Origin of the sequence: Dechloromonas hortensis (genome assembly GCF_009469765.1) — a bacterium.
In the GTDB taxonomy this organism is placed as follows: domain Bacteria; phylum Pseudomonadota; class Gammaproteobacteria; order Burkholderiales; family Rhodocyclaceae; genus Azonexus; species Azonexus hortensis.
Genome location: NZ_SSSQ01000003.1, coordinates 83,158 through 101,129, shown reverse-complemented (window position 1 = coordinate 101,129; position 17,972 = coordinate 83,158). Strand labels below are relative to the sequence as shown.

At 62.1% G+C, this 17,972-nt stretch carries 18 protein-coding genes; 9 read left to right on the top strand and 9 right to left on the bottom strand.

What is annotated here, in order from left to right; genetic code table 11:
• Positions 1–117: 117 nt before the first annotated feature.
• Positions 118–843, bottom strand: coding sequence for a peptidoglycan editing factor PgeF (gene pgeF / locus GH663_RS06925; RefSeq protein WP_153130923.1), 726 nt, complete (start codon positions 841–843; stop codon positions 118–120).
• Positions 836–1,792, bottom strand: a complete 957-nt coding sequence (rluD, locus tag GH663_RS06920; protein ID WP_153130922.1) for a 23S rRNA pseudouridine(1911/1915/1917) synthase RluD — start codon at positions 1,790–1,792, stop codon at positions 836–838. The genes pgeF and rluD overlap by 8 nt, the downstream gene beginning before the upstream one ends.
• Here rluD and GH663_RS06915 point away from each other — a divergent pair.
• Complete coding sequence (locus GH663_RS06915) at positions 1,791–2,618, top strand: outer membrane protein assembly factor BamD (RefSeq protein WP_281349780.1); 828 nt, start codon at positions 1,791–1,793, stop codon at positions 2,616–2,618. The two genes, rluD and GH663_RS06915, sit on opposite strands and share 2 nt — an antisense overlap.
• Positions 2,619–2,681: 63 nt before the next feature.
• On the opposite strand, the gene GH663_RS06910 is transcribed toward GH663_RS06915, so the two are convergent.
• Genes GH663_RS06910 through GH663_RS06895 form a run of 4 tightly spaced genes read right to left on the bottom strand, consistent with a single transcriptional unit; the run spans position 2,682 to position 10,212 of the window.
• Positions 2,682–5,072, bottom strand: a complete 2,391-nt coding sequence (locus tag GH663_RS06910; protein WP_343029823.1) for a protein kinase domain-containing protein — start codon at positions 5,070–5,072, stop codon at positions 2,682–2,684.
• Positions 5,069–5,500 (bottom strand): DUF3293 domain-containing protein, encoded by a 432-nt coding sequence (locus GH663_RS06905; protein WP_153130920.1) that lies wholly within the window; start codon positions 5,498–5,500, stop codon positions 5,069–5,071. The genes GH663_RS06910 and GH663_RS06905 overlap by 4 nt, the downstream gene beginning before the upstream one ends.
• A complete protein-coding gene (locus GH663_RS06900; RefSeq protein WP_153130919.1) occupies positions 5,484–6,818 on the bottom strand; it encodes a DNA recombination protein RmuC in 1,335 nt (444 codons plus the stop codon). Before GH663_RS06900 ends, GH663_RS06905 begins: the two co-directional genes overlap by 17 nt.
• A gap of 4 nt (positions 6,819–6,822) precedes the next feature.
• On the bottom strand, positions 6,823–10,212 hold the full coding sequence (locus GH663_RS06895; protein WP_153130918.1) for a DUF748 domain-containing protein: 3,390 nt from the start codon (positions 10,210–10,212) through the stop codon (positions 6,823–6,825).
• A gap of 79 nt (positions 10,213–10,291) precedes the next feature.
• Here GH663_RS06895 and GH663_RS06890 point away from each other — a divergent pair, with 79 nt between their 5' ends.
• The 3 genes from GH663_RS06890 to GH663_RS06880 are packed head-to-tail and all read left to right on the top strand — an operon-like array spanning position 10,292 to position 12,062.
• The gene (locus GH663_RS06890) at positions 10,292–10,690 is read left to right on the top strand and encodes a hypothetical protein (protein WP_153130917.1); all 399 of its coding nucleotides are present in this window, start codon (positions 10,292–10,294) and stop codon (positions 10,688–10,690) included.
• 30 nt (positions 10,691–10,720) lie between these two features.
• Positions 10,721–11,677 (top strand): diguanylate cyclase, encoded by a 957-nt coding sequence (locus GH663_RS06885; RefSeq protein WP_153130916.1) that lies wholly within the window; start codon positions 10,721–10,723, stop codon positions 11,675–11,677.
• Positions 11,670–12,062 carry a response regulator gene (locus GH663_RS06880; protein WP_153130915.1) on the top strand — a complete coding sequence of 131 codons (393 nt, stop codon included), beginning with the start codon at positions 11,670–11,672 and terminating at the stop codon, positions 12,060–12,062. Before GH663_RS06885 ends, GH663_RS06880 begins: the two co-directional genes overlap by 8 nt.
• On the opposite strand, the gene gloB is transcribed toward GH663_RS06880, so the two are convergent.
• Positions 12,059–12,814 carry a hydroxyacylglutathione hydrolase gene (gene gloB / locus GH663_RS06875; protein ID WP_153130914.1) on the bottom strand — a complete coding sequence of 252 codons (756 nt, stop codon included), beginning with the start codon at positions 12,812–12,814 and terminating at the stop codon, positions 12,059–12,061. The genes GH663_RS06880 and gloB overlap by 4 nt on opposite strands.
• 28 nt (positions 12,815–12,842) lie before the next feature.
• Here gloB and GH663_RS06870 point away from each other — a divergent pair, with 28 nt between their 5' ends.
• The 5 genes from GH663_RS06870 to GH663_RS06850 are packed head-to-tail and all read left to right on the top strand — an operon-like array spanning position 12,843 to position 16,908.
• Entirely contained in the window at positions 12,843–13,559 is a 717-nt protein-coding gene (locus GH663_RS06870) for a class I SAM-dependent methyltransferase (RefSeq protein ID WP_153131155.1), read from the top strand.
• Positions 13,549–13,995 carry a ribonuclease HI gene (gene rnhA, locus GH663_RS06865; protein ID WP_153130913.1) on the top strand — a complete coding sequence of 149 codons (447 nt, stop codon included), beginning with the start codon at positions 13,549–13,551 and terminating at the stop codon, positions 13,993–13,995. Before GH663_RS06870 ends, rnhA begins: the two co-directional genes overlap by 11 nt.
• Before the next feature lie 2 nt (positions 13,996–13,997).
• The gene (gene dnaQ, locus GH663_RS06860; protein WP_153130912.1) at positions 13,998–14,711 is read left to right on the top strand and encodes a DNA polymerase III subunit epsilon; all 714 of its coding nucleotides are present in this window, start codon (positions 13,998–14,000) and stop codon (positions 14,709–14,711) included.
• Positions 14,712–14,716: 5 nt separating this feature from the next.
• A complete protein-coding gene (locus tag GH663_RS06855; RefSeq protein ID WP_153130911.1) occupies positions 14,717–15,607 on the top strand; it encodes an esterase/lipase family protein in 891 nt (296 codons plus the stop codon).
• Positions 15,604–16,908, top strand: coding sequence for a M18 family aminopeptidase (locus tag GH663_RS06850; RefSeq protein ID WP_153130910.1), 1,305 nt, complete (start codon positions 15,604–15,606; stop codon positions 16,906–16,908). Before GH663_RS06855 ends, GH663_RS06850 begins: the two co-directional genes overlap by 4 nt.
• Positions 16,909–16,930: 22 nt before the next feature.
• On the opposite strand, the gene GH663_RS06845 is transcribed toward GH663_RS06850, so the two are convergent.
• Both GH663_RS06845 and GH663_RS06840 read right to left on the bottom strand, forming a co-directional pair.
• Positions 16,931–17,266: a hypothetical protein gene (locus GH663_RS06845; protein ID WP_153130909.1), complete on the bottom strand. Its 336-nt coding sequence runs from the start codon at positions 17,264–17,266 to the stop codon at positions 16,931–16,933.
• Positions 17,263–17,925, bottom strand: coding sequence for a c-type cytochrome (locus tag GH663_RS06840; protein WP_153130908.1), 663 nt, complete (start codon positions 17,923–17,925; stop codon positions 17,263–17,265). The genes GH663_RS06845 and GH663_RS06840 overlap by 4 nt, the downstream gene beginning before the upstream one ends.
• Positions 17,926–17,972 lie beyond the last annotated feature (47 nt).

Here is a 17,972-nt window from a genome sequence, read left to right as displayed (position 1 = left end):
CGATTGCATGACTGAAAAAGCCCCCTGTCGCAGGCAGGGCAGCGCATTAGGCAATATGTTACTTGGCCCGGCCTTGATCCATGGCAAGGATGGCCCGCTATTTGACCAGACAAGTCGCTAGACCAGCCATATCAGACTAGCCATGCGTCCGGTCACCCCGTCCCGCCGGTAGGAGAAAAAACGGGCAGCATCACTGACGGTGCACAACTCGCCGCCACTGATCGAGCCAAGACCGAGCGATGCAAGACGCTGGCGGGCCAGCAGATAGATGTCAGCCAGCCACTTGCCCTCTCCATGACCGACGAAAGCGGTAGCGGCGAGCGGATCACGGGCGACGAAGGCAGTACGCACCTCATCCCCCACCTCAAAGCAGCTCGGACCAATGGCCGGGCCAAGCCAGGCGAGGAGTTCGGCCGGTGGCACCCTTATGGCGGCCACCGTCGCTTCCAGCACGCCATCCAGCAAGCCACGCCAGCCAGCATGGGCGGCGGCGACGACGCTGCCCGCCCGGTCGCAGAAGAGCACTGGCAGGCAATCGGCGGTCATCACGGCACAGACGGTGCCGGCTTGGCGAGCATAAGCCGCATCGGCCTCGGGCATTTTTGCCGAAATATCGGCGTCTACCGCAGCAATGCCATGCACCTGCCGCAACCACAGCGGCTCAGCCGGCAAATGCAGGCGCAGCTGTGCACGATTGGCCTCGACATGGGCGGGGTCGTCCCCGACATGATCACCCAGATTCAAACTCTGCCAGGGCGCCGCACTGCAACCGCCGTTACGCAGGGTTTGCAGCGCCCGGACGTTGGCCGGGGCCGGCCAATCCGGGACCAGCACTTCAACCATAACGCAGCTGGTCGAGCAGATCGCGCATATCTGGCGGCATCGGCACTTCCCACTGCATTTTCAGGCCGGTCAGCGGGTGCACCAGGCCGAGGCGGGTCGCATGCAGCGCCTGGCGGTGGAATTCCGGTACTTTCGGGTTGCGCTTACCGTAGACCTGGTCGCCGACCAGCGGGTGATGGATGGCCGCCATATGGACGCGGATCTGGTGCGTCCGCCCGGTTTCCAGCGAGCACTCGACAAAGGTGGTGTAGGTAAAGGCTTCGAGAATGCGGATGTTGGTGATTGCCGGCTTGCCACCGCGATTTTCCGGGACGATGGCCATCTTGATGCGCTGCGACGGATGCCGGCCGATCGGCTCGTTGACCGTCCCCTCATGCTTCATCGCGCCAGCCGCCAGCGCCAGGTAGATGCGCCGCACGGTTCGCGCCTGCAGTTGGCGGACGAGATCGGTCTGCGCCTCCAGCGTCTTGGCGACGACCAGCAGGCCACTGGTATCCTTGTCCAGCCGATGCACGATGCCGGCCCGCGGCACCGCCTCGATGCCTGGCACGTGGTGGAGCAGCGCATTCATCAGCGTGCCGCTCCAGTTACCACTGCCCGGATGCACCACCAGCCCGGCCGGCTTGTTGATGACGAGCAGGGTTTCATCTTCGAAGACGACATCAAGCGGAATATCTTCCGGCTGTTCGGCCAACGCATGGGCTTCCACCGGTGCCTCGACGAGCAGGCGCTCGCCACCGAGCAACTTGCGCTTGGGCTCGCTCTCGACTTTTCCATCAACCTGAACGCAGCCTTCTCGCACCCAAACTTGCAGGCGGTTACGTGAATGCTGCGGCAGCAGTTCAGCCAGCACCTGATCGAGACGCCGACCGTAGCTGGCATCAGGAACCGTCAGGTGGAGCGGCTCAGTTCGGCTATAATCGCCGGAATCTTCAATAGGATCGTTCATGATGCGAAGTTTACCCGCATTCCAGTCATTCCCAGCCCTCTTCCGTCTGTTCCTGGCACTTTTCATCGCCGGCGTCATGGCTGGTTGCAGTTCGTTCGGCAATGGTCCGGATGAAACCGCCGGCTGGTCGGCCAGCAAGCTTTACTCCTCAGCCAAGGACTCCCAGGAAGACGGCGCCTGGGACAAGGCGGCGAAATATCTGGAAAAGCTGGAATCGCGCTACCCCTACGGTCGCTTCGCCCAGCAGGCCCAGCTTGAACTCGGCTACGTCTACTGGAAGGGTAACGAGCCCGGTTCGGCACTGGCCGCCTGCGACCGCTTCATCAAGCTGCACCCCAACCATCCGGCGGTCGATTACGTCTATTACCTGAAAGGCCTGATCAACTTCAACGAAGACCTCGGCCTGGCCGGCCTGATCAGCACGCAGGATCCGACCGAGCGCGACCCGAAGGCAGCCCGCGATGCGTTCGATGCCTTTCGCGAACTGGTCGTCCGCTTCCCGAACAGCAAGTACACGCCGGATGCCAGCAAGCGCCTGAACTATCTGGTCAATGCGATGGCCTCGCAGGAAGTTAATGTGGCCCGCTACTACATCAAGCGGGGCGCCTACATTGCGGCAGCCAACCGCGCCCAGATGGCGATCAAGACCTACCCGCAGGCTCCGGCCAACGAGGAGGCATTGTTTGTCATGATCACCGCCTACGACAAGCTGGGCATGACCGATCTGCGCGACGATGCCGACCGGGTGCTGCGCCAGAACTATCCGAACAGCCGTTATTACAAGGATGGCCTGGAGCGCAAGGTGGCCTGGTGGAAGCTCTGGTAAGACGACGAGCAAAACGCTAGCAAGACAACGATGCCCGCACTGCGGGCATCGTGCTTTCCGGCCTCAGCTTCCCTGCTTGATCGCCAGCACCGCCTGATTGCGCAGCGTGCGCAGCAGCGACAGTTCCTTTTCGGGAATATCGATCCCGCCCGGCTCGTCACGATCGGCATAGATCAGGGCCACCGGGTTGCCCTTGATGTTGAGCGGCAAGAGCACGAAGGAATGGGCCGGCACCGCCTTGCGATACCAGTCGGGAATACGGCTGGCGATCTTCGGATCGTTGATGTCGCTGATCAGGATATCGGCCCCCTTCGAGGTTGCCGCATGGAAGATGTCCGGCGTGAAGGTCAGCGGAAAGCGAAAGGCCTTGGCGATCTCGTTGGCCTCGGGCCCAAAACCGAAACGCCCCTGCATGCAGCCGCTCTTGGCATCGCGGATGCACAACACGACGCGCTTGAAGCCCATCGCCCGGTACATGGTTTCGAGAATGATGCGCAGGATGTCGTTGAGTTTGAAGCCATCGACCAGCGTATTGCTGATGTCCTGGATACCGGCCGTCAGGATGGCTTGCGCATCGACCACCGCCCCGCCCGGATCATCCGGGTCGCTGGTGCCGAGCGGGCCGCTCTCGCGGAGCAGCGTGCCATTCATCGAATCATCGCCATTTGATGCGTCGACCGCAGCCCTGCCTTCCTGGGCGCTGCCGCGGGCAAACTGCCGCATCTGTTTGCCGAACGTGGTCTGCTGCAGATTGAGATGAATGATGCGGGCGAATTCGGCAATTTCCTCGACGGCCCGTTGCACCGTCTGCTGCAATTCCTTCTGATCGAGCGACACGGCGCTGGCAAAGCGGGTCATCGCCTTCTTCATTTCCCGGTCGCGCGCTTCCGGTGTCGCCTGGGCAATCACATCGCACAATTCGTTGGAGTAGCCGGATAGAACACGCAGGCGCTCCTCCTGCGTCACTGGCTTCTTGACGGGGCCGGCCGGCAGTTTGCGCATGGTGCCGACGATCAGTGGCGGAAAACCCCACTGTCGGGCGATGGCGATGCCCATATCCTCGAAGGAAATCCCCAGCACCTGCAGCGCAGCATTGTCTTCACTGCAATTCTTCTGCGCCATGATGCGGCGGATCTCGTCCGACTCCTCGGGGAAATAGTATTGCGACAGCAGGCGCCCCAGGCTGTGGAACAGTGCGCAGATGAAGGTCTGCTCCAGATCGCGCATCTGCGCCACCGCACTGATGTCCTTGGCGAGAATGCCGGCCAGGTTGGCACGCAGGAAATCTTCCTTCAACTGGTTGGCATTCGACTTGTTCTGCAGGTGCTCGAACAACAGCACGGTAATCGCGATATTGCGTACCGCCTCGAAACCTAGGACGATCACCGCCCGCGACACGGTACTGATGCTGCCGCCGCCGGCCGGCCGGAAATAGGCCGAATTGACCAGGCGCAGAATCTTGTTGGTCAGCGCGAAGTCCTTGAGGATGGAATTGGACAGCTTGTTGATGCTCTCCGTCTCGCTGTTGGCAATCTTGTTGATCGCACTGACCGATTCCGACAGAGCGGGGAAATCGCTCTTGTGGCGCATGCGACGGAGCAGGAAATCGAGCGTTGCCTGTTTGCCGCCGGCGTTTTGCGCCGCGTCCTCTTCCGGATCGAGATAATTGTCGAGCGCCTCGGCAAACTGCGTCGCCGACTGGTAGCGCACCGACGGGTCACGGGCCAGCGCCTTGTACAAAATACCGCTCAAACGCTCGTCGACCGCAGCACTCGCCGGCAATTTGACATCTTCGTTGGCAATCCGGTGCATGACCTGGAAGATGTTGCTCCCTTCCACGGCGCGCCGCCCGGCCAGCATCTCGAACAGGATCAGGCCAGCCGCGAAAACATCCGAGCGTTCGCTCGACTCGCGCTTCTCGACATATTCCGGCGCCATGTAGGCCGGCGTCCCCGAATACTCGTCGGCCGACTCGCTGACACTACCGAGGCGGGTGGCGATGCCGAAGTCCATGACGCGCGGCGTGCCGTTTTCATCGAGCAGGATATTCGACGGCTTCAGATCCCTGTGGATGATGCCCTGGGCATGCGCCTGCGCCACGGCGTCGAGAATCGGCCGCAGAATGCCGACCGCCTTGACCGCTGACAGCGCGCCGCTGTCGCGCAGGAACTCGGCCAGATTCTTGCCCGGCACGTATTCGAAGACCAGGTAGAGGTCGCCGCCGTCTTCGCCGGCCTCGTAGATCGGCACGATGTTCGCATGGCGCAACTTGCCGACCGTACGCGCCTCGTCGAGCAGCACCTGATTCTGCGCCGGGTCTGGCTTGCTGAAATGGACGGTCTTGATCGCGACCTCGCGCTGCAGTTGGGCATCGAAACCCAGATAAACCGTACTCTGGGCACCCCGCCCCAACTCGCCGCGAACCTCGAAACGACCGATTTTCTTTGCCATCATGCGTCGCCCAACTCGATCCAGAGCAGTCGCGGCACGCCATCGGCACTTCCATAAACCACCGCATTCTGGCCATAGTCCTGACCGAGCGCACAGGCATCCTCCGGCGCGATATCGGCGACGAAGCAGCTTTCCTCGACCGGCCAGGCCGCGCCATCGGCCACATTCTCGCCGGCGTAGGGCTCGTAGTTGCCCTCCAGCAGATCGCATTCGAGCAGCGACTGCTGCTCGGCGTTCCGTGCTGCATCAACCGGCTGCGAACCGGGATTGCAGGCCGTAATGATGGCAAAGTTCGATGCCCCGACGCTCTTCAGCCAGCAACTCAATTTTTCGCAGGGCTGATCGATCCGCAGGTCGCAATGCCCCCCCGGCAAAAACACCCGGTAAGTCGTCGCGCGGTACAGCGCCTCCAGTTCACTCGTCTTCGCCATCAAACTCCACCACCCCGATCAATTGTTCCGATTCCGCCACCGGCAGCGCCTCGACTTCCTTCAATTTGCGCGAGAGCTGACGGGTGCGGGTTTCTGCCTTGCTGATACTGCTGCTCGCTTCATCGAGCTTCTTTTTGGTATGCGCCAAGGCTTCGCCAAACTTGCCGAACTCGGTCTTCACCGCGCCGAGCACGGCCCAGACCTCGGCCGAGCGCTGCTCGATGGCCAGCGTCCGAAAACCCATCTGCAGCGTATTGAGCAGCGCCGCCAGCGTCGTCGGACCAGCCAGGCTGATCCGGAAATCGCGCTGCAGCGTTTCGGCCAGGCCCGGCCGGCGCAGCGCCTCGGCATACAGCCCCTCGATCGGCAGATAGAGCAAGGCAAAATCTGTTGTGTGCGGCGGTGCGACATATTTGTCGCGGATGCTTTTCGCCTCGCTCTTCAGGCGCAACTCGATGCCCTTGGCGGCTTCCTCGACAGCAGCCGGATCGCCGCGCTCCTGCGCCTCGCTCAGGCGCAGGTAATCCTCGATCGGAAACTTGGCATCGATCGGCAGCCAGACCACGGCGCCATCATCCTTGCCCGGCAGGCGAATCGCAAAATCGACGCGCTCGTTGCTGCCCGGCCGCGTCGCGACATTCGCCGCGAACTGATCGGTGGTCAACAGTTGTTCGAGCAGCGCCGAAAGCTGCACCTCACCCCAGGTGCCGCGTGTCTTGACGTTGGTCAGCACGCGCTTGAGGTCACCAACGCCGACGGCCAGCGTCTGCATCTCGCCCAGCCCACGATGGACCTGTTCCAGCCGGTCGCTGACCAGTTTGAAGGATTCGCCGAGGCGCTGTTCCAGCGTCGCATGCAATTTTTCATCGACGGTCCGCCGCATCTCTTCCAGCTTCGCCGCATTGTCGGCCTGGATTGCGGTCAACCGCCCTTCGACAGCCAATTTCAGGCGCTCAAATCGTTCATCCAAGCCGAGCGAAAAACGGTTCAGTTCGCGGGCAAAGGCTTCGAGCCGCTCGGCCTGCAGGCTACCGAACTGACCAACCTGCGTGCTCAGTGCCTGGCCGAGCAAGGTTGATGACTGGGCCCGTTCCTCGCGGTCGCGAAAGGCCTCCTCGGCATCTTCGCGCCGCCCGCGTGCCAGTTCCTCGCGCAGTTCCCGCTCCAGGCGCGCCAGGCCCTTTTCCTGCGCCTCCTGCAGGCTGCGCAAACGCAACTCGTCGTCCGGCCGTCGCCCGCCGCGCAGCAGCAAAACCACCTGCAGCAAGATGACGACCACGACACTGGCGATCAGGGCAAGCCCCATCGTTTGACTCATCGCATCATCTCAACGAAAAGTCGACCCGGCTGCTCTTGGCCTTTTCATCGACCTCGATCTTTGCCGGCAACAGGAAGATCCGCTCGACCGGCACCTTGCCCGACTCGACCAACCAGCCCTGCACCGTTTCAGCCCGGCGCACGGCCAGGGCGCGGACATCGTCATCGCTAGCCGGCAGGTTGGTCAGCATCAGCTTTTCCATCTCCTCGACCGGCAATTCCTTCTGCATGCCGACGATATTGCGCGGTTTCGGGAACTTGGCTTCCTTGTAGGCCCGGGTCAGGTAGGTTTTGTACTCTTCCGGCGCAATTTGAATGCTGTCCAGCGACTCCCCCTCGCCGCTCTTCTTCAGCGTGTCCTTCAGTTTCTCGGCTTTCATCGCACGCTCGATGGCAACGCGCTTGATACCTTCCTTGTCAGCCTCAGGATCGGCCCGACCGGTAATTTCGAGCTTCAGCGCAGCCCGCTCGTTCAACGCCTTGGCCAGCGCTTCCAGCTTCCTGCCGGCCGCCTCGTTGAGCGTTGCCCGCCCGGGGGCGAACTCGACATTCGACAACTCCTCGCCGCTGCCGAACATCGAACCGAGCAAGGCAAACGGCGAAGTCACCGCCTTGACGAACAGGTTGCCAATCACCTTGAAGATCAGGCCGCCGACCGAGAACTCCGGGTCATCCAGCGAACCGGAAATCGGCAGGTTGAGATCGATCTCACCGCGATTGTTCTTGAGCAGGGAAATGGCCAGATTGACCGGCAGCGTGGTCGCATCCGGACTTTCGATCTTGTCGCCGAAAGTGAATTGATCGATGAACAGCCGATTGTCGGCAGTGAGCAGATTGTTCTCCAGCTTGTAAGCCAGATTTACCGACAGCTTGCCCTTCTCGATGGCGTAGCCGGCATATTTTCCGGAGTACGGCGAGAAACCGACCAGATCGACCCCGGTGACCTCCGCTTTCAGATCGAGGTAGGCCTTGGCGGCCAGCGGATTCAGTTTGGCCAGGATCTGAACCGGCGAAGAGCTGGCATAACTGCCGCGCAGTTCGAGATCGGCCAGCGTATCGGCGACCGAAGACAAGCCGGTAATGCGTCCGCCGAGCTTGGTGACATTGACCGTGTAATTCGGCTTGACGAAAAAGTCGGAAAAATTGACCGTCCCGTTTTGCAACGTAATCTTGGCGATCTTGATCGGCACAACCGGTTTGGCCGCCACCGCGTCCTTGGCGGGCGGCTTGACAGCCGCCGTCTTGCTCGCTTCAGTCGGCCCCTGCGTCGGCGCCGGCGGGGCAACGACAACTTCGCCCTCCGGTTTTTTGACAATATCCTGGACATTCAGACGCCCGGCCGAATTGAGAATCAGGCGGGAATAGAAATCGGCGAGCGCGATCTCGCCGACATTGATCGTCATCGGCTGCAACTGGAAATCAACGCCACCGACATAGAGGGATTTCCATTTCAGGAAATCGGCACTGTTGATCTTGTCGACCGCAAGGAAATCACCCAGCGTCAGCGAACCCTTGTAGCCGGCCTTCAACTCCCCCTTGTCGATGACGGCCGTGGCTTCGCCCTTGTTCGAGAACTGGCCGCGACTGAGCGCGATATTCAGTTGCTCGCTGAAATAGGGCTGCAGCGGCATCAGCGGGATCGCCTCGGTCTGGACCTTGAGGGCGAGGTTGAGCGGCATGATCTGAACATTGCCATCGACGTTCAGGTGACCCTTCTTGTTGATCATCCCCTTCAGGGAAACCGTGCCTTTTTTGCCCGGCTCGTTACTCAGGTTCTCGCCGTGCAAGCTGAATCCTTCCAGCTCCTGCACCGCGGCAGGCCGGGTCGTCTGGTCTTCCAGGCGGAAAGCCAGATCCTCGATGGCAAGCTTGGCGATGGAGCCAACCCAGGGCCGCTCGTCAATCTTCGCATCGGTGGCACGGATCGTTTTCAGCACCGGCGAACTGACCCACTCGATCTGGCCCGCCTTGTTGCGCAGCATGCGAGCCCGCGTCTGGCTGTTGGTCACTTCGGCAATCTCGACGCGATGCGCCGGCAAATCGACACGAATCCCCTTGATGTGCATTTTCTCGACCCGGAAACGCTCGCCGAGATCAACTTGGTAGCTAACCTCGCCAATTTCGATCGGCTCGACCAGCTTGCTATCGACCCGGCCGACCAGTGCCTGCAGATTGCGCACTTCACCGGCAACCGGGGCCAGTTTCGAGTCGTCCTGCCAACGCAGCAAACCGTTGTTCAGCACGAATTCCCCCAGCGACCATTCGAGCGGCTTCGCCGGCGAACTTGTTGCCACCGGCTTTTCGGCCGGGGCTTTGGCCGCTGGCCGGGCCAGCTTGTCAGCCAGCATCAGGACATTGAACTCACCCTGGCGGTTCACCGTAAGAGTCGCATCCAGCCCATCGAGCGTAATTCGCTTGATGGCGATTTTCCGGTTGAGCAGGTCGGCATTTTCCAGATCGACATCCAGACGCTTCCAGCCAATCAGCGGCTGGCCGCCGCTTTCGGCCAACGCCAGGCCGGAGACATGGGCGCTGCCGACGACAGCCAGTGAAAAGACCTGCTCGGAAAGCTCCTTGAAAACGATCTTCAACTCGGAGTCGAGGGTGCCGGCACCGAGACGCACGGGCACAGAATCCGGCAGGTAAGGCTGGATGCCCGCCAGATCGAAGCGATCCAGATCGAGATCGAGCTCGCTTTCATGCTTGCCTGCAAACGGCTTGCTGCGCCCCTTCAAGGCCAGCGGTGCACCATTGATGACGGCCGAAAAGCTCGGCTCGATCAGGACTTCGGCCTGGTACGGCAGACTGGAGACGAAAGGCAGGCCAAGATTGATATCGCCGATCGTATGGACCTTGCCCTTGGGCTGATCGTCGAACTCGATCTTGCCGCCGATCACCTGGATATTGTTCAGCGAAAAACGGGGCAGTGGACTCTCCGGCTCATCCTTCGGCTTCATCCACTCATCGAGCAGATCCGAAATGTCGTAGCGCCCTTCGCTGAGTCGCGTCACAGCCAGGCGCGGCCCCTGCAGGCGGATGGCATCGACGACAATGCCCGCCTGCAGAGCCGAGAAACCCGACAGGTTGACGAACAATTCGTCAAAGCCGGCCACCTCCTTGCCCCCCTCGGCCTTGATCGACAGGCCACTGATGCTGGCCGACAAGGTGAAGGGATTGATATCGATACTCCCGATACTGACCTCGCGGTGCAGTTCGGTCGACAGTTGCTTGAGCAGAATGGACTTTACGAGGGGCGGCGCGGCAAAAAAGCCAAAAAGGCCGAAAAGAAGCAAAAATCCGCCGAGCCATTTCCCGAAACGCCGACTGCGTGGGGAGTTCAACACCGCGCTGGCGCGCGACATTGTCGTCGAATTGGTGCCTGTTTCTTCAGCCATGGTAATCTACCGGGTAACTCTATTTTGTATTTGTGTCGAATTTAGCACAATGACCCCGACCGAAACGCGGCAATAATTCATGAAATGGCTGTTTGACGAACTGAAGAATCTGGCCGCCCAACTCAAGCGCGGCGAAACCTGGCTGGGCATCAGCCTGCTGACCGGCTTCGGCCTGCTCACCTATACCGTCAGTCAGTTTGCTTTCAAGACCGACTCGGTACTGCGCTACCTGCATTACACCGCAGCCACCTGCCGCGACCTATCGAACGGGCCGATCATTTTCCTGTTTTGCGGGATGATTTTCTTTGGCCTGGCAGTCGTCGTCACCTTCGGCGAATTTCAGCGCTTTTTCGATTGCCGGAAACGGGCCGGCCATTACGAGGCGCGCCAGGCCTTGATCCAGGGCATCGTCTGGGGCCTGGTTGCCATTGGGATATCGGCCGCCGCGCTGCTGTTCTTCTGGACTTATTGTCGTTAGACTTCGGGCGGCCAACTCTCCAAGTCCGCCATGAAAATCCTGATTGTCGAAGATACACGCTCCAATCTGCTGGTTCTCACCCAGTATGTCGAGCGCTTGGGTGCGACGGCAGTCAAGGCTGAAACCGGCGCCCAGGCCATCGAGATTTTTCAGACGGAACACCCCGACATCGTCCTGCTCGACGTCGTCCTGCCCGACACCGATGGTTTTGCCGTCGCCCAGCGCCTGCGCGGTCTGGAAAGAGCCGAAAACTGGACGCCGATCATCTTTCTCTCTTCGCTCGGCAAGGACGAGGACATCGAACGCGGCATCGCCTCGGGCGGCGACGACTACCTGCACAAGCCGGTCAGCGAAGTCGTGCTCGGCGCCAAGATTCGCGCCATGCAGCGCATCATCCAGATGCGTACCTCGCTGGTCGTCCTCGCCCGCAAGCTCGATACCGCCAATCAGGAACTGAAACGCCTGTCGGCCAGCGACGGCCTGACCGGCATCGCCAATCGGCGGCTGTTCGACGATTACATTTCCCGTGAATGGCGCCGCGCCCGCCGCACCTCGAACAGCATCGCGCTGCTGATGTGCGACGTCGATCATTTCAAGCTGTTCAACGATACCTACGGCCATCAGGCCGGGGATGACTGCCTGCGCCAGGTCGCCGGGGTCATTCAGCGGACCATGGAACGAGCTTCCGACGTTGCGGCCCGCTATGGGGGCGAAGAGTTTGCGGCGATCCTGCCGGAAACCGCCATTGGCGGCGCCCTGTTCGTCGGCGAAAAAATCCGCCACGCCCTGCATGCCCTGAATATTCCACACGCCGGCTCACCGCATGGGCGGGTCACCCTAAGCATCGGTATTGCCGCCCAGGTTCCCGATACCGAAGGACTGCACGACGACCTGATCAAGGCCGCCGACCGCGCCCTTTATCGTGCCAAGCACGAAGGCCGCGACCGGGTAGTCCGGGCCGATACCATTCTGGCTGATCATGAATAGCAAACGGACGACTATCGTCATCGTCGACGACAACGACATGATGCGCAGCATCCTGCGCGGCATTTTGCGCGGCGATGAATACGAGGTGATCGGCGAGGCCCGTAACGGCAACATCGCCGTCGACATGGCAGAACGCCTGAAGCCGGACATCATCTGCCTGGACGTCATGATGCCGGAGAAGGATGGCCTGGAAGCCTTGGTCGAAATCAAGGCCGCCCGACCACAGACCGAAATCGTGATGATTACCGGCAACGCCGACCCCGACACCGTTCAGGAGTCGATCATGAACGGCGCCTGCGGCTTTATCATCAAGCCCTTCAATGCGGCCCGCGTGCTCGATGCACTGGCCAAGGTGACGGCGCGTCTGCGCCAGAAAGCAGCTTAGAAGCTGTTCCGCCAGGCACGGATGGCGGTGAAAATTGCCGTTTTTGAACGGTCGACCGCAGCATGTTGCAAACCGGCCGCGACGACAGCCGTTTCCTCGCAACGCAGGAAGGGATTGGTCGCCTTTTCCTCGCCCAGCGTCGATGGCACGCTGGACTGGCCGGCCGCACGCAGCGCCGCCACTTTTGCCACCCGTTGCTGCACGGCCGGGCTTTCAGGTTCGACGGCCAGCGCGAAACGCAAATTCATTTCGGTGTATTCGTGGGCACAATAAACCCGCGTCTCATCGGGCAGCGCGGCAAGCGTCGCCAGCGAAGCCGCCATCTGGGCCGGCGTGCCCTCGAACAGGCGACCGCAACCGGCCCCGAACAGGGTATCGCCGCAGAACAGGGCCGGCGCCGCGTAGTAGGCCAGGTGGCCCAGCGTATGGCCGGGCACCGCCATGACCTCGACAGTCTGACCAAGCACCTCGATCCGTTCGCCACCGCGCAGGGGGTGATTACAGCCTGTGATAGACTCGGCAGCCGGGGCAAAGACCTCGGGCTGCCAACGCTCGACCAAGGCGCCGACACCGCCCTGGTGATCGGCGTGGTGATGGGTAATCAGGATGCTTTCCAGGGTCAGCCCCTCGGCTTCCAGCCGGGCGATGACAGGCGCCGCCTCGCCGGGGTCGACCACGGCAGCACGCTTGCCCAGGGTCAGCAGCCAGATGTAATTGTCCTTGAACGCGGGAATGAGTGAGATCGTAAACATGCCGGAACTATCGAGCCAGGAGCAGCGGATGTCAATTCCCGGCCTCGATCGCTGGTTGAATACGGCCCAGGGACGGTACGTACTGAACTGGGAACAGTCGGTGCTGGACAACGCGGTCGCCGACGTTTTCGGCTTCAATGCGCTGCAATGCGGTCTGCCGCAATACGACTTCCTGCGCGCCAACCGCATTCCGCTACGCCAGCGGGCCGGCTGCACCGGGCCGGTCGATGTCCTCTGCGACCTCAGCGCCCTGCCCTTCGCTTCGCACAGCACCGACCTCGTCGTCCTGCCCCACGTCCTGGAATTCAGCGACGACCCGCACCAGATCCTGCGCGAGGCCGAACGGATCCTGATTCCGGAAGGCCAGGTCATCATCGTCGGCTTCAACCCACTGTCCCTGTGGGGCGCCACGAAAACGCTGAAACGCTCCGGCGAATTCCCGTGGAACGGCAGTTATCTGTCGACCCAGCGCCTGCGCGACTGGCTCAAGCTACTCGGCTTCGAAGTCGATGGCGGCACCTACGGCTGTTATGCCCCGCCCTGCGAAACCCAACAATGGCTGCAACGCTGGCAGATGCTGGAGGCGGCGGGTAATCGCTGGTGGAACTTTTCCGGCGGCGTTTACATGCTGCGCGCCATCAAGCGCACTCACGCCATGCACTTGATTACTCCCAACTGGCGACAAAAGCCGGTGCGCGCCAAGGCGCTGCGCCCGGTGGCACACAAGGAAAGCGATGTCTGCTGAAGAAAACGTTGAAATTTTTACCGATGGCGCCTGCAAGGGCAATCCCGGCCCGGGTGGCTGGGGGGCGATCCTGCGCGTCGGACCGCATGAAAAGGAAATGTGGGGCGGCGAGCCGGAAACCACCAACAACCGGATGGAACTGACGGCAGCGATTCGCGCCCTCGAAGCGCTGAAGCGGCCGATCGCCGGCAAGGTCTACACCGACTCGCAGTATGTGCTGAAAGGCATCAGCGAGTGGATACACGGCTGGAAACGCAACGGCTGGAAGACCGCCGACAAGAAACCGGTAAAGAATGCCGACCTCTGGCAACTGCTCGATGCCCAGGTCAAGCCGCACAAGCTGGAATGGATCTGGGTCAAGGGCCATGCCGGCCACCCGGAAAACGAACGCGCCGATGCGCTAGCCAACCGCGGCATCGACGAATTGAAGAGATAAGCATGCGACAGATCGTTCTCGACACTGAAACCACCGGCCTCGACCCCCGCTCGGGCCATCGCATCATCGAAGTGGCCTGCATCGAGATGGAGAACCGGCGCTTGACCGGCCGCCATCTGCATAAATACACCAACCCGGAGCGCGAGATCGACGCCGGCGCCCAGGCGGTGCACGGCATTTCGCTGGAATTTCTCGCCGACAAGCCGAAGTTCGCCGACATCGTCGATGAGTTCCTCGAATTCATCAATGGCGCCGAACTGATCATTCACAACGCGCCCTTCGACATCGGCTTCCTGAATGCCGAACTGCGCCGCCTGGATCGCGTCCCGGTCGAAACCGTCTGCAACGGCGTCATCGACACGCTGCGCATGGCCAAGGAACTGCATCCGGGCAAGCGCAACAGCCTGGACGCGCTGTGCGAACGCTACGAAATCGACAACTCCAGCCGTACATTGCACGGCGCGCTGCTCGACACCGAACTGCTGGCCGACGTTTTCCTGGCCATGACACGCGGCCAGAACAGCCTGATGATCGAGCCGGATTCGGCGCCCCGCCCGCAGCTCGGCGCCGATGGTGTCGTTCGCCAGCGCAAGCCGCTGCACGTCCGCCGCGCCGCACCCGACGAAATCGCCGAGCACGAACGCGTGCTGCAGGTGATCGACAAGGAATCCAAGGGCGCCTGCATCTGGCTGCCGAAAACCGAAGCGGCGGCCTGACCAGCATGGTGCCTGTTTCCCTGCTGCTCTGGATGACGCTGGAAATTTCCGGCTACCTCGCCCTCGCCCGCCTTGGCCTGCATCTCGACTGGCCCTACGCGATTGCCCTGGCGATCGGCACCCTGCTCGGCGTGCGCGCCAGCATCAATGCCGTGACCTGGATGTTCGGCATGGCCTTCGCCTCGCCGGCGCCGCGCCTCGGCTTTGCCACTACCGCCCGGCTAATGTGGGACGAATACCTGGCTTTCCTGCTCACCTTCCTCATCGTGCTGCCGCTCGAACGCCTGTGGATGCCGGCCGACCGCCTGCCGTCCGGCCGCCCGGTCGTGCTGCTGGTGCATGGCTACGGCTGCAGCCGCGGGGTCTGGTGGAAACTGCGCCGACGTTTCGAAGCCGCCGGCTACGCGGTAGCCAGCGTCAGCCTGGTGCCGCCCTACACCAGCATGGGCAAGATGGTGCCGCTGCTCAATCAGCGCATCGAAGCCGTCTGCGCGGCGACCGGCGCCAAGCGGCTGACTCTGGTCGCGCATAGCATGGGCGGCCTGGTCTGCCGTTCCTACCTGGCCCGCCACGGCAGCAGCCGGATCGCCAAGCTGGTGACGCTGGCCACCCCACACGCCGGTACCGAAATCGCCCGCGTCGGCTTCGGCCAGAACGCCCGCGAAATGGAACCCGATTCATTGTGGCTGCAGGACATGGCCGGCGAAACGCCGAAGGTGCCGGTCGTCAGCCTGCGCAACCCCTACGACAACTACGCCATGCCGCAGGACCGCCAGCGCCTGCCCGGCGCCACCGATGTCGAGCTGCCGGCCGTCGGCCACATTGCCATGCTCTACGACTCGCGCGTCGCCGAAGCCCTGCTCGCCGCCTGCAGCAAGGAAGGAAACCAACGATGATCATCCCCGCCACTGCCCGCGCCCAGGCACAAGACCTGCTCGACTTCATCGACGCCAGCCCCAGTCCGTGGCACGCCGTCGAAAGCTGTGAAAGCCGCCTGCAAGCGGCCGGTTTCTGCCGTCTGGAAGAGGTCGACCGCTGGCATCTGGTTGCCGGCGGTCGTTACTACGTCGTCCGCGGCGGCGCCTCGATCATCGCCTTCATCGTCGGCAGCCAGCCGGCTGCCGAAAGCGGGCTGCGCCTGATCGGCGCCCATACCGACTCGCCGGGCCTGCGCCTCAAGCCAAAACCGGCGGAGGACGCCGCCGGCATGGTGCGTCTTGGCGTCGAAGTCTATGGCGGCCCGCTGCTCGCCACCTTTGCCGACCGCGATCTGTCGCTGGCCGGCCGGGTCAATGTCCGCACGGCGGATGGCTTTGCCACCCGCCTCGTCCGCTTTGCCGAGCCGCTGCTGCGCCTGCCCAACCTGGCCATCCACATGAACCGCGAGGTCAACGAAAACGGCCTCAAGTTCAACAAGCAGACCGAATTGCCGCTGCTGCTTGGCGTTGCCGAGGAAGGCAACAGCGCCGACAGTCGCTTCCGTCAACCGATTGCCGCCGCGCTCGGTGTCGAGGCCAGTGATCTGCTGACCTGGGAACTGAATGCCTACGACACGCAAAAAGGCACGTTCTGGGGTGTCGACCGCGAGTTCGTCGCCAACAGCCAACTCGACAACCTGGCCTCCTGCCATGCCGCGCTCAGTGCGCTGCTCGCCACGCCAGAGCCGGCGGCGACCTGCCTGATCGCCTTCTTCGACCATGAGGAAGTCGGCAGCGAAAGCGCCACCGGCGCCAGCGGCAGCTTCATCGCCGACCTGCTCGCTCGCCTCGCCGGCCAGGCCGGGCTGGATGACGAAGACCAGCGCCGGATGCTGGCCCGCAGCTTCTTCATCAGCGCCGACATGGCGCACGGCTGGCACCCGAATTTTCCGGCGGCCTACGAGCCCTGCCATCGGGCGCTGGTCAATGCCGGCCCGGTCATCAAGAGCAACGCCAACCAGCGCTACAGCACCAGCGCCGACACCGCCGCCCGCTTCATGGCGCTCTGCGACAAGGCCGGCGTGCCCTGCCAGCAGTATGCCCACCGCACCGATCTCGGTTGCGGCAGCACGATCGGTCCGATCGTCGCTGCGCGCCTCGGCATTCCCAGCGTCGATGTCGGCTCGCCGATGTGGGCCATGCACAGCATCCGGGAAAGTGCCGGCGTACTCGACCACAGCTACATGATTGCCGCCCTGAGCGCGGCCTTCGCCGACTAACTCGCCGGCAGCTGCTTGGCGCCTATTCCGGCGCCAGCTTGTTGCCCATCATCTCGTTGCAGGTCGCCCGGCCGAAAGTTTCCGCCTTCTTCGGGCTGGAAATCTGCGGCTCTTCGTAAATGCGCTTGATGATGATGTTGGTGATGCGCGCCCCGTCGCTGCCATCCTCATCGAACAGCTTCATCGGGCGGCCCTTGTCGCGATTGTAGAAAGCCTGCAGGGCATGATCGCGGACGCGTTCGCAGAAGCGGATGCGCTGGGCATCCGGCATGCTGTCGTCGACCGGTGCTGGGTGACCGTGCGCCCAGGCGCTGGTAGCGAGCAACGCCGCGATGGCGGCCAGCGTGTAGCGCCTCATTCCTTCGGCTCCTGGATCGAGGTCAGGTAGGCCAGGATATCCTGGATATCCTGCGCCTTCAGGCCGTTCAGCACACCGACCGTGCCTTCTTCGTCATGCGGCCGGTCGCCCTTCAGGTAAAGCTCGACCTGGCGCTGCAGGTAATTGGTGTACTGGCCAACCAGCATCGGGAACATGCCACGTCCCCGGCCCGTCTTGCCGTGACAGGCTGCACACTGCTTCTTGTAGAGTTTCTCGCCATTGTCGAGGTCGCCCTCGGCGCGCGGGATGATCATCACCTTCTCGGCCATCAGCAGCTTGGTCAGCGCATCTTCCTTGCCGGTATAGGTCGGCATCTTGGTATCCAGCTCGATGCCGGCCAGATAGGCGGCGATATCCTTGATATCGGTATCCGACAGTTCGCGCTCCTGGGTATAGGGGAACATCGGGATATTGACCCGGGTCCGCGCCCGGAAATTCTTCAGCTGGGTTTCGATGTACTTGACCTGCTGGCCGGCAATGCGCGGGTATTCGCCCTTCTTGCCGCCCTGGCCGTTGTCGCTGTGACAGGCGGCACAGGTGCCGTTGATTTCCTTGCCTTTTTCGAGGTCGACCGCAGCAACCGGGTTGGCGGACAACATACCGGCAAGACACAGGGCAAAAGACAGGCGTTTCAACATGCAAGATCACTCCAAGGCAGACTGCGGCGAATTGTCGCACGCCACCA